General features: G+C 58.6%; 15 protein-coding genes. 14 read left to right on the top strand and 1 reads right to left on the bottom strand.

Going from position 1 to position 15,946, the window contains the following annotated elements:
* Window positions 1–54 precede the first annotated feature (54 nt).
* The 14 genes from MJA45_RS20510 to MJA45_RS20445 all read left to right on the top strand — a co-directional run bounded on the left by MJA45_RS20510 (window position 55) and on the right by MJA45_RS20445 (window position 14,753).
* Window positions 55–867: an undecaprenyl-diphosphate phosphatase gene (locus tag MJA45_RS20510; RefSeq protein WP_315603758.1), complete on the top strand. Its 813-nt coding sequence runs from the start codon at window positions 55–57 to the stop codon at window positions 865–867.
* A gap of 150 nt (window positions 868–1,017) precedes the next feature.
* On the top strand, window positions 1,018–2,124 hold the full coding sequence (locus MJA45_RS20505; protein WP_315603757.1) for an HD-GYP domain-containing protein: 1,107 nt from the start codon (window positions 1,018–1,020) through the stop codon (window positions 2,122–2,124).
* Between the two features lie 147 nt (window positions 2,125–2,271).
* Window positions 2,272–4,491, top strand: a complete 2,220-nt coding sequence (locus MJA45_RS20500) for an MMPL family transporter (RefSeq protein WP_315603756.1) — start codon at window positions 2,272–2,274, stop codon at window positions 4,489–4,491.
* An 85-nt stretch (window positions 4,492–4,576) separates the two neighbouring features.
* The gene (yfkAB, locus tag MJA45_RS20495) at window positions 4,577–5,671 is read left to right on the top strand and encodes a radical SAM/CxCxxxxC motif protein YfkAB (RefSeq protein WP_315608068.1); all 1,095 of its coding nucleotides are present in this window, start codon (window positions 4,577–4,579) and stop codon (window positions 5,669–5,671) included.
* Window positions 5,672–5,758: 87 nt separating this feature from the next.
* Entirely contained in the window at window positions 5,759–7,102 is a 1,344-nt protein-coding gene (locus MJA45_RS20490) for a hemolysin family protein (RefSeq protein WP_315603755.1), read from the top strand.
* Between the two features lie 39 nt (window positions 7,103–7,141).
* Window positions 7,142–8,176, top strand: a complete 1,035-nt coding sequence (gene ytvI / locus MJA45_RS20485; RefSeq protein WP_315603754.1) for a sporulation integral membrane protein YtvI — start codon at window positions 7,142–7,144, stop codon at window positions 8,174–8,176.
* A gap of 260 nt (window positions 8,177–8,436) precedes the next feature.
* Window positions 8,437–9,390 carry an AAA family ATPase gene (locus MJA45_RS20480; RefSeq protein ID WP_315603753.1) on the top strand — a complete coding sequence of 318 codons (954 nt, stop codon included), beginning with the start codon at window positions 8,437–8,439 and terminating at the stop codon, window positions 9,388–9,390.
* Window positions 9,391–9,471: 81 nt separating this feature from the next.
* Window positions 9,472–10,587: a DUF58 domain-containing protein gene (locus MJA45_RS20475; protein WP_315603752.1), complete on the top strand. Its 1,116-nt coding sequence runs from the start codon at window positions 9,472–9,474 to the stop codon at window positions 10,585–10,587.
* Entirely contained in the window at window positions 10,584–11,885 is a 1,302-nt protein-coding gene (locus MJA45_RS20470; protein ID WP_315603751.1) for a DUF4129 domain-containing protein, read from the top strand. The genes MJA45_RS20475 and MJA45_RS20470 overlap by 4 nt, the downstream gene beginning before the upstream one ends.
* 42 nt (window positions 11,886–11,927) lie before the next feature.
* Window positions 11,928–12,575 carry an HD domain-containing protein gene (locus tag MJA45_RS20465; RefSeq protein WP_315603750.1) on the top strand — a complete coding sequence of 216 codons (648 nt, stop codon included), beginning with the start codon at window positions 11,928–11,930 and terminating at the stop codon, window positions 12,573–12,575.
* A gap of 226 nt (window positions 12,576–12,801) precedes the next feature.
* Complete coding sequence (locus tag MJA45_RS20460; RefSeq protein ID WP_315603749.1) at window positions 12,802–13,011, top strand: spore coat associated protein CotJA; 210 nt, start codon at window positions 12,802–12,804, stop codon at window positions 13,009–13,011.
* A 12-nt stretch (window positions 13,012–13,023) separates the two neighbouring features.
* A complete protein-coding gene (locus MJA45_RS20455; RefSeq protein ID WP_315603748.1) occupies window positions 13,024–13,287 on the top strand; it encodes a spore coat protein CotJB in 264 nt (87 codons plus the stop codon).
* Between the two features lie 27 nt (window positions 13,288–13,314).
* The gene (locus MJA45_RS20450) at window positions 13,315–13,884 is read left to right on the top strand and encodes a manganese catalase family protein (RefSeq protein WP_315603747.1); all 570 of its coding nucleotides are present in this window, start codon (window positions 13,315–13,317) and stop codon (window positions 13,882–13,884) included.
* Between the two features lie 200 nt (window positions 13,885–14,084).
* A complete protein-coding gene (locus tag MJA45_RS20445) occupies window positions 14,085–14,753 on the top strand; it encodes an HAD family hydrolase (RefSeq protein ID WP_315603746.1) in 669 nt (222 codons plus the stop codon).
* A 104-nt stretch (window positions 14,754–14,857) separates the two neighbouring features.
* Here the strand turns inward: MJA45_RS20445 and MJA45_RS20440 are convergent, their stop codons facing one another.
* Window positions 14,858–15,946, bottom strand: a complete 1,089-nt coding sequence (locus tag MJA45_RS20440) for a YheC/YheD family endospore coat-associated protein (RefSeq protein WP_315603745.1) — start codon at window positions 15,944–15,946, stop codon at window positions 14,858–14,860.

Raw genomic sequence — 15,946 nt, 5'->3', positions numbered from 1 at the left:
CCAATCTTGGGATAGGCACTTGGATTCAGCAAAAGAGGAGGAATAAACCCGTTTATGTATGAATTGTGGAAATCGATTATTATTGGAATTGTGGAAGGGTTGACGGAGTTTCTTCCCGTCTCGTCCACGGGGCATATGATCCTCGTCGGACATGCCATCCAGTTTACCGGCGACAAGGCGGATACCTTCGAGGTCGTCATTCAGCTCGGAGCCATTTTGGCCATCGTCGTGCTGTACTGGCGCCGGTTTCTCGTTCTGTTCGGCTTAGGAGACAGAGGCGTCGCCAGCCCGAGCGGGCAGAGGCTCAACCTGATGCACATCTTCATCGGGATTGTGCCGGCCCTTGGAACGGCGTACGTGCTGCGCGACCAGATCAAGAAGCTGTTTATGCCGGAAACGGTAGTCATCGGTCTCGTGATTGGCGGCCTTTTCATGATTGTGGCGGAGAAATGGTCCCCGCGCATCCGCTCCGAAAAGCTGGACGACTTCACCTACAAACAGGCGTTCTTTGTGGGAGTCGCCCAAATCCTTTCTTTATGGCCTGGCTTCTCCCGCTCCGGCTCGACCATCGCAGCCGGCATGCTGGCGGGGACGAGCCGGGCGGCGGCCGCCGATTTTACTTTCCTGATGGCCGTTCCTATCATGTGCGCCGCCTCCGGGTATGACCTGCTGAAATCGTACAAAAACTTCAGCTCGGATGATTTCGTCTTCTTTGCCGTCGGCTTCGTGGTCTCGTTCCTGGTGGCCCTGGCCGCGGTCGCCACGTTCATCAAGCTAGTCGGGAAGCTGAAGCTTACTTATTTTTCCTATTATCGTTTTGTTCTGGCCATCATCGTGCTCGTGTATATGAAAGTTGTGGGCTTCTAAAAGCCTTGCGCAGCTTTCGACAAACGAAAGCCGCATATAGAAGAAACCGCTCGAATCCGGGCGGTTTTTGTATTGTTAAAAGTTAGAAAATCCATTAAAGTTAGAGAGAACAGATGACAAGCCAAACCGCAACCAAAGGACAGTGAATGCATGCGACTGCTGCCGATCGGCGCCTGTCAGCCGGGGATGAAGCTGGCAAAAAACATTTATGACGAAGACGGCCGGGTTCTTCTCGGCCAAGATGTGGAACTGACGGCGACCATCCTGGCGCGCTTGAACCGGTATGGCATCGGCTTTCTCTATATCCGGGACCCGCTTACGGAGGACGTGCATGTCCAGGACCTGTTAAGCGACGAGACCCGGGTCCGCGCCTCCCAGACGATCCGGACTCAATTCAGCCGGCTGATGGGGGAAACCTTAAAGAGCACCACCGTTTCCCGCCCCGATCTGGGCAGTGTGTTTCGCCGGCTGCTCGATCTGATCATAGACGATCTGAGCCGCAACGAGAATGCCATGTCCATGGTTTGCGACATCCAGCTGGCGGATAACTACTTATACCATCATTCCCTTAACGTATGCACGTACTCGACGATGCTGGGCATGATGAAAGGCTATACCCGCGATGAACTGTCCACCTTAGGGCTTGGGGCCCTTCTTCACGATATCGGCAAAACGAAGATCCGCCGCAGCACCCTCCTCAAGCCGGGAGAGCTGTCGGAGGAGGAATTCGAGGAAATGAAGCGCCACGCGAAGCTTGGCTACGATCTGCTCCGTGTCGAGCCCAACATTCCTCTGCTGGCCGCCCACTGTGCTTTTCAGCATCATGAGAGACTGGACGGAAGCGGATACCCGAGGGGCCTGAAGGGAGCCGAAATTCATGAATATGCGAGGCTTGTCGCTCTAATCGACAGCTACGACGCCATGACGAGCCACCGGATCTACCGGCAGGCCATGCTTCCCCATCAGGCGATGGAAATTTTGTACGGGGGAGCCGGCGGGATTTACGACAAGTCGATGATCGAGCTCTTTCGGGATAAGATCGCCATCTATCCGATCGGCGTGGAAGTGACCTTGAATACGGGGGAATCGGGGGTCGTGGTGGAGCTGAACGCCCACGTTCCCCACCGTCCGGTCATCCGGCTGTTCAAAGACAGCGAGGGCGTTCCCTATGCGGCGCCCCGGGAGTTGGACCTCTCGCAAACCTTGACGGCTCTCATTTCCTCCGTCGGGCACAGCCGAACCGAGCAAACCGTATAGTGATCTCCGGATGTTACCGTCAGCTGCGGAGCCGGAGTGCCTCCTAACCGACCGGGCCGTTTGGGCTCCGGTTTTTCTTTTGTCCCCTTCTTTGTGCCATAATAAGGGCAGAAGCAAAACGTGCAAGCGGGAGGGCGGGAGGACCACATGAGAGAAACGGAAAGCAAGGGTTGGTTCTGGCATTGGGGCATGGCCATGTACCGGTACCGGAAGGTGGTGCTGGTGGGCTGGCTGCTGCTGTTCATAGGGTTAGGGTGGTTTGCCCAGAAAGCGCCGGGGCTGATGAACGACAGCGGGTTCACCCCGAAAGGAAGCGATTCGGACAAGGGGCTCCTGAGCCTTCAGGAGAAGCTCGGGGCCGCTCCTTCTCAACTGACCTTTGTCTATTCGCCTAAGGAAGGGACAGGGGAACAAGAGGAAAGCCAGACGGTTAAGGCGATTCTTGAATCCCTCGAGCCGGTTAAAGCTCTTCCGTATGTGTCCGGCGTTCAGCTGAATCCCGCCGCGCGGAAGGAAGGCGGGCCCCCCGTTCACACGGTATTGGTGAATTTGGAGCTTGGCACGGATGCCTCCCTGGAGAAGTATCCGGACATTCGAGAGAAAACCGTTCCCCCAGCGGGGATGAAGGTGGACGTAACCGGGGGCCCTGCCATTCTCTATGACATGCAGCAGGCCTCCAAAAGCGATATCGCGAAGGCGGAGGTGATCGGGCTGCCCATTGCCCTGATCGTTCTTCTGCTGATTTTTGGAACCGTTCCGGGCGCTCTTCTTCCCATGGTGGTGGGCGTCATGAGCGTGGCCTCTACACTTGGGATCGTCTATTTCATCGCCCGGGAGCAGTCCTTATCGAATTTCCTTCCCAACATGGTCACCATGCTCGGGCTTGCGGTCGGAATCGATTACGCCCTGTTCATGGTGAGCCGGTTCCGGGAGGAGCTGAAGCGGAGGGAATCCGTTGGGGAAGCGGTGGCGATGACGAGCCAGACGGCCGGCCGGTCCATCTTCTTCTCGGGGGCTGCCGTTCTCATCGGCCTCTTCGGCATGCTGTTCATCAACCTGTCGATCTTCCAGTCGTTATGCCTAGGGGGAGTACTCGTCGTCATGACGTCCGTCCTTGCGGCCAATACCCTTCTTCCCGCTTTACTGGGCCTTCTCGGCACGCGGATCAATTCCTGGCGGGTACTGCCGGCCCGTCTGCAGGGAAGGGAGTCTCGTCTATGGGAGACAGTGTCTTATGCGGTGATGAAGCGGCCGCTGCTTCTTGTGCTCGTCATGAGCTGCGCCCTGATCGCCCTGATGCTCCCGCTCGGGGGCCTCAAGCTCGGGGTGCCGAATGCGGAGGTTCTGCCTCCCCGCTATGAATCCCGAAGCGGATCGGATCTGATCAAGCAGGCGTATGACCCGGGCCAAATGAATCCGCTGCAGGTTTATGTCGAGGCCAAGGGGGAAATTTGGAGCGAGGAGACGATCCGCCAGGTTCAAGCCTTCGCTGAGATTATCCGCAGTACCTCCGGGGTGAAGGAGATTCAGAGCTACGCCACCCTGCCGGGAAACCTTCCGGCCGAGCAGACGGCGGCCTTCTACGCCCAGGAAGCGAACCGGCGGGGCGTGGAGGAGAGGCATTTGGCGAAGGACCGTTCCGCGCTCCTTACGGTCATTCCTTCGGTCGATCCGGACGGGAAGGAGGCGGAGCAGCTCGTCAAGGAGCTTCGCAAGCTGGACGCCGGCGGGCTGAAAGCGCTCGTAACCGGGGGGCCGGCCTACCGGGTGGACATGCTTGACCGGATCAACCGGGGCACCCCGTATGTCGTCGGCTTCGTGATGGTGGTGACTTATTTCGTCCTGCTCCTCGCTTTCCGTTCGGTCCTGCTTCCGCTGAAGGCCGTGCTCATGAATGTGCTGAGCCTGGGAGCCAGCCTCGGAATTGTGGTGAGCGTGTTCCAGCACGGCTATGGGGCGGGCTGGCTGAACATCACCTCGACCGGCTACGTCATGGCCACGCTGCCTGTTATTATTTTCTGCGTGGTGTTCGGGATATCCATGGATTACGAGGTATTCCTCATTTCCCGCATCATGGAGGAATACGAGAAGACCGGCGATAACGAGAGAAGCACGGCGGAAGGCCTCAAGAAAACGGGAAGCCTCATTACGAGCGCGGCGTTCATTCTGGTCGTCGTGGTGGGCTCGTTTATTTTTACCGACATTGAAATCATCAAGGCGCTCGGGATCGGCCTGTCCTGTGCCGTCTTTATCGATGCTACGCTCATCCGCGTCATCATGGTGCCCGCCCTTATGAAGCTGCTCGGCCGGGCGAATTGGTGGGCGCCCCGCTGGATCAAGGGAAAGACCCCGGCGGGAGGCGGCTGAAGCAAGGTTTTTATTTTGCGGGAAGATGCGATAAAATAAAGGTCAAACCGATAAGTCAGGTGTGAAGAGTGTGAATAAAGCCGTCATGAGTCCGGTCAACGATCCGTGGGATCCGATCGGCTCCTTGCAGAAATACGGAAAGCATGTGTTAACCAGTGTGGAAATGACCGTCACCAATCTGTGCAACATGAGATGCGAGCACTGCGCGGTAGGGGATTCCCTTGTGATGACGGAAGGGGAGAAGCTGCCGCTTGCGGTTATGCTGAGGCGCCTCGATGAGGTGGAGACCCTTCAGACCATTTCCCTAACCGGGGGGGAACCCTCCTACCGGATGTCGACGATCAAGGACTACATCGTTCCCCTGCTGAAATACGCCCAGGACCGTGGTGTCCGCACGCAAATCAATTCCAATGTAACGCTCGACCTCGGGCGGTACGAGCTGATGGCGCCTTATCTCGACGTCATGCACATTTCCTTCAATTATTTGAACGCGGACGATTTCCACCGCGTGGGTTTCGCCAACTCCGCTCATCCCGTCGGACGGGAGGCGGCCGTCAAGCTGTACGAGCGGATGGTGGAAAACACGGCGGCCTTAAGCCGGGGAGGCCTCTTCGTCTCCGCGGAATCCATGATCAATTTCCGCACGCACGAGAAGATCGGCGCCATTCACCGGCTGATCCGGGACATGGGCTGCCGCCGGCACGAGGTTCATCCGATGTACCCGAGTGCTTTTGCCGCCGGGCTGCCATCGCTTACGCTCGAGCAGATCCGCCAAGCCATTCACCGGCTGCTCGATGCCCGGGACCCTGACCTGTGGATGCTGTTCGGCACGCTGCCCTTCTTCGGCTGCAGCGACAAGGAAGAGGAGCTGGAGCTGATCCGCCGGCTTCGCCGGGAGCCGGGGGTGACGGTACGCAACGACCCTGACGGACGCAACCGGTTGAACGTCAACCTGTTTACGGGGGATGTGTACGTCACCGATTTTGCCGCTATGCCTCCTCTCGGGAACATTAGCCGGGACCGGCTCCCCGATGTTTTCCGTGAGTGGGAGGACCATCCGCTCAACCGCACGGTTAACTGCCATTGTCCCGAAGCGGCCTGCTGCGGGCCGAACCTGCTCGTCGCGGATTCCTATTATGCCGGCATGGATTTCAAGAAGCGGCGCGCCGTGCCGCTCTAGGTATGACGCCTTTGATGGATTCAAGGAGCGGATAACGAGGGTAAAAGGGATAAACGTCACAATACGCCGGTTTCAAAGGAGACTGTCATGGAAACTGAATTCGAGCTTGGCAAAATTACCTGGAATCTGCTTATCGTTCTCCTGCTGGTCGCCCTGAACGGAATCTTCGTCGCGGCGGAATTCGCCTTCGTAAAGATCCGGCAGACCCGTCTCCAGGAGCTCGCTAACGAAGGAAAAAACGTGAAATATGCCATGACTATCACCCGCAGGCTGGATACTTATCTGTCCGCCACCCAATTGGGGATAACACTTGCTTCCCTCGGACTCGGGTGGGTGGGGGAGCCGACCATTTCGGAGCTGGTGATGGATCCGCTGCTGGAGCGGCTTAACGTACATAACGACACGCTCAGCAGCGTGCTTTCTTTCCTCGCTGCGTTTCTGACCATTACCTTCTTTCATATCGTGTTCGGGGAGCAAGCGCCGAAGACGCTGGCGATCCGCAAGGCGGAAGGGACGGCGATGCTGCTGTCCGGCCCCATGATCCTGTTCAACAAGATTTTCCGTCCCCTGATTTGGGTGCTCAATGCCGCCTCGGTAGGAGTGCTTAAGCTGATCGGGATCCAGCCCGGAGGGGAGCATGAGGCCCATACGGAAGAAGAAATCCGGATCCTGATGAACCAGAGCGCCAAAAGCGGGCATATCGACCGCGACGAGCTGGTCCTTTTCGATAACATCTTCGAATTCTCCGACCGGCTTGCCCGGGAGATCATGCTTCCACGGACGGACATCGACTGTCTGTTCACCGACGCTACCATGGAAGAGAACCTTCTGCTCGTCCACAACACGAGACACACCCGTTATCCCGTAGCGGTGGAAGACAAGGATCAGATTATCGGCTTCGTGCACATTACCGATATTCTGACGGGCGGCGAGGAGCCGCCGAAGGAGCTGCGCAAGCTGGTGCGGCCGATTCTCACCGTGCCGGAATCGATGGAGATCAGCCATGTTCTGCGCCTCATGCAGAAGAGAAAATCCCAGCTTGCCATCGTGGTCGATGAATACGGCGGAACGGCGGGGCTTCTGACCGCCGAAGACATCCTGGAAGAAATCGTCGGAGAGATCCAGGATGAGTTCGACAACGAGCGCCCTGAATACGAAGTAAAGGAAAATATCGTCTCGGTGGACGGACGCATGCTCATTGAAGATGTATCGGACCTGCTTGCTCTAGACCTTCATGATGAGGAAGTGGATTCCATCGGCGGCTGGCTGTTCAAGAAGCTGGAAGGGGTTCCCGCCAAAGGCAAGAAGTTCGTCTTCGGGGGCCATACGTTCGAAGTGGCGGAGGCCGAGCGGCTGCGGATTGTCCGGGTGAACATTTACAAGCCGGAGAAGCCGTCGACTCCGTCGGCGGGCGCGGTGCCGACCTCTTGATAGGAAAGGAAAGCCCCGTAAGGCCATAGGAGGGAAAACGTGTCCATCAAATCATTGATCACCATCGTTCTGGGGCTTCTGCTCCTTTACGGTTTCTTCACCTACGGAGCTCCGTTCCTGCTCGCGTTGGTGTTCGCCATCCTGCTGGAGCCGCTCGTTCAGCTGGTCATGAGGTTCAACCGGATTAAGCGTCCGCTTGCCTCCATGCTGATCTGCACGCTTTTTACGCTGGTCCTGATCGGATTCATTTACGGCATCGGGGCCAAAATCGTGTTCGAAACGGCCAGCTTCGTCAAATCCGTCCCTACCCACTGGACCGATCCTGACGGCCTGATCCAGCAGGCGACGGACAGCATCAAATCCATGGTCGCCTCCTTCTCTCCGCAGCTGGCGGACCAGCTCGAAACGGGACTGGGCTCAACGCTTCGTTCCCTCACCGGCATTTTCACCGGGGTGACGGGTTATTTTCTTAATTTTGCGGCCAAGGTCCCCAATCTGCTGATCGCGATGATTGTTTTCCTTCTCGCCTTCTACTTGTATTCGATCAACCTGCCCAAGGTCAAGGAATCCTTCCTGTCTCTATTCGACGAGCAGACCCGCCCGCAGATCGATTCCGTCCTCCTGGTTCTGCGCCGCGCGATTCTCGGCTTCATCATGGCCCAGCTGATCTTAAGCGCCATAACGTTTGTTCTCATGCTGGTGGGCCTGATGCTGCTTAAGACGGGCTACGCCCTGGCTCTTGCCTTTCTCGTGACAATCGTCGACCTTCTTCCCATTCTGGGGACGGGCTCCGTTCTCGTTCCCTGGGCCATCTATGAAATCGTCATGGGGAATACGTTCCTCGGCACCGGCCTTCTCATTATGTTCGCGGTGGTCACCGTCGTCCGGCGGATCGTCGAGCCGAAGGTTCTCGGCAATGCCGTGGGGATCGGTTCTCTCGCCGCTTTGGTCAGCCTTTACGTCGGATTCAAGCTGGTGGGGGTGATCGGCCTTTTTCTCGGCCCGCTGGTCATCATCATCTATACGGCGCTCCGTCAGGTCGGCCTGCTCAAGATCCGGATCAAGCTGGAATGATAACCATGTACTAAAACACCCTACGGGTGTTTTGGGGCAGATATCCACGAACTAAAACACCCCACGGGGTGTTTTTTCTGTTTCAGACCGGACCCAACCTCTAAGGGATACGGCATTTTACAACAAAAAAAGGATTAGGGCTAAACCAACGAGAAGTAAAGAACAAGACAAGCCGGGCCAGGTCATTTCCTTGGATGGGCCAGGCCTCTCCCTTACCGGAACTTGGCCGGATGGGATCAAGGCGGAAAAGAGGCGTTGAGATGGAGCATACGGTTATAAAATCCATGACAGACCGGATAAAAGAGAATCTTCAAACGGTCATGGTAGGCAAGGACGAAGTGATGGACCTTCTGCTGGTGGCGCTTTTGTCCTCCGGGCATGTTCTGCTCGAGGATGTCCCGGGCACCGGCAAGACCATGCTGGCGAAAGCGCTGGCTCGTTCCGTGGGCGGGACCTTTAAACGCATTCAGTTTACACCGGATTTGCTTCCTTCGGACTTAAGCGGTATTAATTTCTTTAACCAGAAACAGAGCGAATTCGAATTTCGGCCGGGTCCGCTTTTTGCCAATGTCGTCATTGCCGATGAGATCAACCGCGCTACCCCGCGGACCCAATCCAGCCTGCTCGAGTGCATGGAGGAAAGGCAGATCAGCATCGACGGGGTAACCCGCGAGCTGGAGAGGCCGTTTCTGGTCATGGCCACCCAGAATCCGATCGACAACCAGGGCACCTTCCCGCTTCCCGAAGCCCAGCTTGACCGGTTCCTGGTTCGCATCCGGATGGGCTATCCAAGCACGGAGGAGGCGCTTGCCATTCTTACCCGGTTCAGCGGAGCGAATCCGATGGACGGGCTGCAGCCGGCGGCGGACCGCGCCGATCTGGCGGAGGCGCAGAAGGAGATTGGGAGGATTCGGGTGGCGGAGGACCTGCTCCGCTACATCGTAGCCATCGTGGAGGCCACCCGGACACATCCCGAGGTGGCACTGGGTGTCAGCCCGCGGGGCAGCCAGGCTCTCCTGAAGGCGTCGCAGGCGTACGCCGTTCTGCGGGGACGGGATTATGTCCTGCCCGACGATGTGAAGGCGGTGGCGAAGCCGGTGCTGGCCCACCGGCTCCTGTGCCGGCAGCAGATCCGCTCCGGCCCGGCGCCGGCGGAAGCCGTAGTGGATTCGGTTCTGAGGGCAACCGCCGTACCGGCGGAGGCTTTGAGCTGACGCTTTCCTTGCGGGATGGGGGAGCTTTATGGATGGAACAGGGGCCATGGATCGGCAGGAGAACCGAAAGGAGGGGACAGGGTGGGCATCGGATGGCTGCTGGTAACGGCTGCCCTGACGGTAGGAGGACAAAGCTTGATCGTGCGCCGCTGGGGCTTGTCCCGCATCCGTTATACAAGGGAATTCAGCGCGGAGACGTGCAGCGAAGGAGAACAAGTGGAGCTCGTGGAGATCATCGCCAATGCGAAGAAGCTCCCCGTCCCTTGGCTTCGGGTAGAGTCGCTTATTTCGGCGGGACTGGAATTCCAGAGCCGTTTTGAAATGGAGGTCAGCTCCGGGGAGTATTACCAGAATCATAAAAGCCTCTTCAGCCTCATGCCTAACACCAAGGTGGTGCGAAGGCATAAGGTTCATGCGGCCAAACGGGGATGCTACCGTCTTCGCTCCGCGGTGATGGAATGCGGGGACTTTCTCGGGATTCGCGCAGGGAACCGTCCCCTCTCGTTCGAAGCGGAGCTTCTCGTCTACCCGAAGCTCTATCCTTTGGACGAGCTTCCGCTTCCGAGCCGAAGCTGGCAGGGAGAACAGCTCGCGAAGCGCTGGATCGTAGACGATCCCTTCGTGACCGCCGGGGTCCGGGAATACCGGTACGGGGACGCCCTCAATTCCGTCAATTGGAAAGCGACGGCCCGGACAGGGGAGCTTCAAGTCTACAAGCGGGATTACACGACCGACCACAAGCTGATGCTCTGTGTCAATGTAGAGGAATCGGACATGATGTGGCAGGGGGTGACGGAGACCCAGCGGATCGAGCTTGGGATCTCAGTGGCGGCTTCCTTGATTGACCGTTTCGGACGGGTTGGGATGGAGGTGGGCTTCGCCTACAATGGAGCGAGTGCGGATACCCCTAAGGAATCCGTCCGGGTGGAGCCGGGAAGCGGAACGCTTCACACCCGGTTTCTGATGGATACCCTGGCCAAGCTGCTCTTGGAGAGAATCCGTCCCTTCGAGCTGTTCCTGGCGGATGAGGCGGATACGGGAATAAGCGGACGGGACTACCTCCTCATTACCCCGTATGTTTCCGATAAGGTAACGGCTGCGGCGGCCAGGCTCCGCCAGAACGGCAATACCGTTGAATTTCTGCTTACGCCGGATGTTACGCCGGGGGGAGCGGAGAAAGGGGAGGATCCTTTATGAAGACAGGATGGAGGCTGGCTGCGGGACAAGCGGCAGCCGAGCTTATGCTGTTCTTTCCCGTTCTTCTCCTTTATTGGAAATATACGCTTGGAGGAGGCTCCCTCTGGCTGTTCCTCGCGGCGGGACTTGCCGCCTATGCCGGCGGTTATGGAGCCGGGCGCAGCGGGAAGCTGAACCGGCGCATCCTGGAGCTCCTCTTCGGTTTGGCCGCGGCAGCGGCCATCGCCGGAGTGTGGAGCGGGGGCGAGGCCTGGAGCTTCGGCTGGCTGTTCCCGTACGCCTTTCTTGCGGTGATGCGGGGGTCCCGTCTCGGCCGGTCATCGGAGGTTCTTCCGGACAGGGTTTACCTGGCGGGGTTGGGGATTTACCTGGTCTTGTCCCCTTTCTTCAGCCGATTCCCGGAGTGGCAGGCGCATCAAGGAGCGGTTAACGTCTTCGGTCTTGCGGCGCTGTTGATCTTCCTCTTCGTGCTTAGCGGGAGGCAGCTCGAGGAGGCGGTCCGCTCCGACGTACGGCGCTCCGCCGCCGGGCGATTGCTGCTGCGGCGCAACCGCGGGTGGACGCTTGCCGTCGCGGGACTCGCCCTGCTGGCCGCCAACCTGGGTGCACTCCGACGGGCCGCCGACGGGCTGCTTCTCCTCATCCGAAGCGGAGTGGCTTGGCTGATCTCGCGGTTTTCGGGCGGGGAAGCTCCGGAAGCCGTCCCGCCGCCTCCACCGCCCCGCCAGCCGGAGTTCCCGTTGGGAGAGCCCGGGGAACCGTCCCGTTTGGCCAAAGCGTTGGAGGTGGTCTTCCTCTACGCCGCTTATGCCGTACTCGCGGCACTGGCCGTTTGGCTCATCGTGGTCGCTTGGCGCAAGCTGGTTCCCCTGATCCTTAAGCTGTGGGAGCGGTACGTCCGGAGCGGCGGCCGGGAAGCCGCCGGGAACGAGGAGCTGGGCTACCGGGACGAGAAGACGCGCCTCACCCGGGAGCCCGCCCGTAAAAGCCCGGAGGCGCTTCCCTTCTGGAAGCGCCGGACTGCAGCAGACCGCGAGGGAAGAGATAACCGGGAACGCGTTCGCCAGCTGTACCGAAGCGCTCTTCAAGCCGCCGCCCGCAAAGGCTATCGGCATGAAAGCCGCTATACCCCGTCGGAAGCGGGCAGAGAGCTGGAGAAGAGGGGAATTTACCGGGTGGAGCCTCTAAAGGAGCTCATTACCCTTTACGAATCCGTCCGTTACGGGGAGCGGCAGCCGGATGACCGGGAATGGGAGCAGGTGAAGGAGAAATGGAAGCAGGCGGGTAAGGGGAGATGACCCTCGGCTCCCGGCCCCAGAAATCATAAGGAGGAAGCAGGCTTGGACAAAGAAAGGATACTGGCCGCGGCGGAAGACCTGGTGAAGGACAAGCTTTCCCGCGATTCCAGCGGCCATGACTGGTGGCACATTCACCGGGTCGTCCGGATGGCCCGAACGATAGCGCGGCAGGAGAAGGCGGACGCCTTCGTATGTGAACTGGCCGCCCTGCTTCACGATTACGCGGACGAGAAGCTGAACCCGGATCCCCGGGCCGCCGAGGAGGAGCTCAGCCGCTGGATGAAGGCGAACGGAGTGGACCCGGATACGGCCGGGCATGTAGAGGAGATTATCTCCACGATGTCCTTCAAAGGCGGAGGGCGTCCTCCCATGCGTACGCTCGAGGGAGCCGTCGTCCAGGATGCAGACCGGCTCGATTCGCTCGGAGCGATCGGGATCGCCCGGACCTTCGTATATTCCGGCTGGAAGGGCCGGCCCATGCACGATCCCGGAGTGAAGCCCAGGGAAACGATGACGGCGGAAGAGTACCGCAGCGGCAACGACACGGCGGTGAATCATTTTTATGAGAAGCTGTTTAAGCTGAAGGACCGGATGAATACGGCGTATGGCCTTGAGCTGGCGGAAGAGCGCCACCGGCTGATGGAGACATTTCTCGAGCAGTTTTACCGGGAATGGGACGGAGAGGAATAACGGCTATCTCGGGTCCTATGCCCAAACAAGAAAAGAAGGAAAAAGCCCGGCGGAAGAGCCGGGCTTTTTCGTCGTTGGCAAGCAGGGACGCCGGATAGGTATACCCCTTTTGCCCGAAATAGTACAGGACCCATCCGGGGGGAATAGGCGGGCGCCCATACCGATGATGGGCGTTTGTCATATGGTAAGGAGAAAAGACTTACAGACCTTGCCAGGAGGAACCGCCATGTATACAAGTAATTTTAAAGCGTACGTCCCGTTCCGCGGGCCGTTCGACCCTTGTCCGCCCATCCCCGTCAAGTTCTATAACACTCCGCCGAATCTTTATCTCGGCTTCCAGCCGATGAATTTGCCGCAGTTCCCCCCGATGCTAGCACTGCGGCACGGCGTTCTATGGCCCTGTCTCATGAGCCCATACCCCGGACAAAAGTGCTAAGGAGGGAAACCGATGGCTATCAAACTGGATGAACAGTATTACCGGCTGCTCGAGGAGCTGCAGGCGCTCGATTTCGTGCTGGTGGAGCTGACCCTCTACCTCGACACCCACCCCCGCGATCCTCAGGCGCTCGCCCAATTCAATCAGTTCAGCCTGAAACGGCACCAGGTGGCCGCCCAATACGAAGCGGCGTACGGTCCCCTTCTGCAGTTCGGGCACAGCCCCACCCGGGAGCCCTGGGATTGGGCCCAGGCGCCATGGCCGTGGCAGGTTTAAGGAACATACATCGGGAGGTTTACCCACATGTGGATTTATGAGAAAAAACTTCAATATCCCGTCCGTGTGAGCAAATGCGATCCCCATATGGCTAAGCTGCTCCTGGAGCAGTACGGGGGAGCCGACGGAGAGCTGGCGGCCGCTTTGCGCTATTTGAACCAGCGGTACACCATTCCGGATAAAGTCATCGGCCTGCTTACGGACATCGGAACGGAGGAGTTCGCCCATCTCGAGATGATTGCGACGATGGTCTACAAGCTGACGAAGGACGCCACCGTGGAGCAGATGAAGGCAGCGGGACTTGGCGATCAGTATTCGCAGCATGACCGGGCGCTCTTCTACTCAAACTCCTCCGGCGTGCCCTGGACCGCCGCCTACATTCAGGCCAAGGGCGATCCGATCGCCGATCTGTATGAAGATATCGCCGCCGAAGAGAAGGCGAGGGCGACATACCAATGGCTCATAGACCTGACGGACGACGTGGATCTTCAGGATGGGCTGAAATTTCTCCGCGAACGGGAAATCATTCACTCCCAGCGCTTCCGGGAGGCCGTTGAAATTCTCAAATCGGAGCGGGATGCCAAGAAGGTTTTCTAAGCTCGAACTACAAAAGCGCTGCCAGGCCGGACCGGGTGTCCGGTTTTTTGGCGCGTGGGAATGCCTGCACAGGGACTAATCCTCCAAAGTGAACGAAAAGGTCCTTCGGCAGCTTCGGAATTTGACTTTCGTTTTCTGGTTTGTTTTCATGAAATGGCGTTAATCTAAGAGAGATGAACCAATCGGATAGGGGGACAGGCATGATAAGACACAAGCTTCATCAGCCCGAAGCGATGATTTTCGATCTCGACGGAACACTGTTTCAATCCGAATCCATTCTGCTGCCTGCCTACCATGCCACCTTTGAGCAGCTTCGCCGGGAAGGGCTTTATGAGGGCGAGACCCCTCCCGAAGAGAGGATAACCTCCTGCCTGGGAATGGTTATTCGTGAAATCTGGCGGAAGGTCCTTCCCGAATCGCCGGCTTCCGTACACCGCCGCGCGGACGAGCTTCTCCTTCAGCATCAGCTGTCCTGTCTGAAGCGGGGCGAAGGCGCTCTGTATCCTGGCGTGGAGGACACGCTTAGGAAGCTGCAGCAGAGCGGAATACGGCTGTTCATCGCCAGTAACGGATTGGAGAATTATGTTAAACTGGTGAGCCGGCATAAAGGAGTGGCCGACCTGTTCGAGAATCTGTACACCGCAGGAGAATACCGGACCGAATCGAAGGTGGATCTCGTCAAACAGCTGCTGGACAACCACCGTGTCCAATCGGCCTGGATGGTGGGAGACCGTTCCTCCGATGTGGAGGCGGGCAAGAAGAACAGGTTGTTCGTCGTCGGCTGCGATTATGCCGGGTTCGGCAAAGCGTCGGAGCTGGACGGCGCCGATGTTAAAATACGAAGCTTCCCGGAGCTGCTGGAACTTTAGAAGGAAACAACGGAACCCCCGTCTTTATCGACGGGGGTTCCGTTTATAGGGAGGATTCCCTCCTAGGGCGCCGTTTGGTCCGGCGCTGTTTAAAGTACGGTGCCCTAAGCCCGGTTCCGGGAAAGCCAGAGGGCGTACTCCAGCGGGCGGGTGATCGACCGCCGGTACGTTTCCTCTTCTCCGATCAGCCGGAACACCTCCCGGGCCGGCTTGGGGTTGACCTCGAGAAGCCAGGTCTTTCCTTCGGGATCGACCGCAATGTCGAGCGCCATTTCGCACATGGAGCCGAAATGCTTCTCGAGCTGCCTGACCGTCGAGTGGCACAGCCGGTCCATGGAGGCCCGGATGGAAGACGCTTTCACGGCCGAGAACCGCGAGCGCAGCAATTGGTCGCAGGGAACCGCCCGGCCCCCGCCGTGAATGTTGGAGGTCACGCTTCTCTTCGCCCCAATGCGGCCCGCTCCACCGGTTACTTCCCATTCCCCGTTCCCGTTTTTCTGGATAAGAAGCCGGTAATCGTGAACCCTTCCGTCCTCCAGCTCCAGGTCGATTCCCTGCTGAACGAGGTATTTCTTCTGAAGCCCCCAGTCCTTTAGCCGGCCGGGGATCGAGGAGGCTCTTAGTACGGCAGGCCTAAGGATTTTCAGCCGGGGGTCCCGGCCTTGGAGAAGATAGAGGCCGTCTCCTCTCCTGCGGATGCTGGCGATTCCCCGGCCTCCCGTCCCGTCTCTCGGCTTGAGATAGACGACCGGGTATTTCTTCAGGAAATAATCCAGATCCGCCCTGCTTTGATAATGGCGCGTCTCCGGCAGATGGCGGCGGACGTGGGGATCCTTGGATAACCGAACGTGATTGCCCCACTTGTGCGCAAGCGGCCGGTTAAGGTAAAGGATCTCGGGATACCGGGCCCGAAACTGCCTCATCAGCCGGAAGCGGGGATGGCTCTGGTAGCGGCAGCGGTCGAAGACAAGACGGGGCATAGGCACCGATTCCCGGTACCATTCGCCGGCCGGGTCGAGACGGGAGGCATGGATGCGGCGCTCTTCATGCCGGACATCCTCCGGGGTAAAAAGGAACACATCCAGACCGAGCCGTCTTCCCTCCGTAATCAGCTTGCGGAAATAAGGGAGCTCTTCCCGGGAGTAGGCTCGGTCCCGGACGTAGAGCGCCATGATCCCAAGGGCGGTCGTCAT

Origin of the sequence: Paenibacillus aurantius (assembly GCF_032268605.1) — a bacterium.
GTDB lineage: Bacteria > Bacillota > Bacilli > Paenibacillales > NBRC-103111 > Paenibacillus_AO > Paenibacillus_AO aurantius.
The sequence above is the reverse complement of the archived record's forward strand: the minus strand, read 5'-3'. Positions and strand labels throughout refer to the sequence as shown.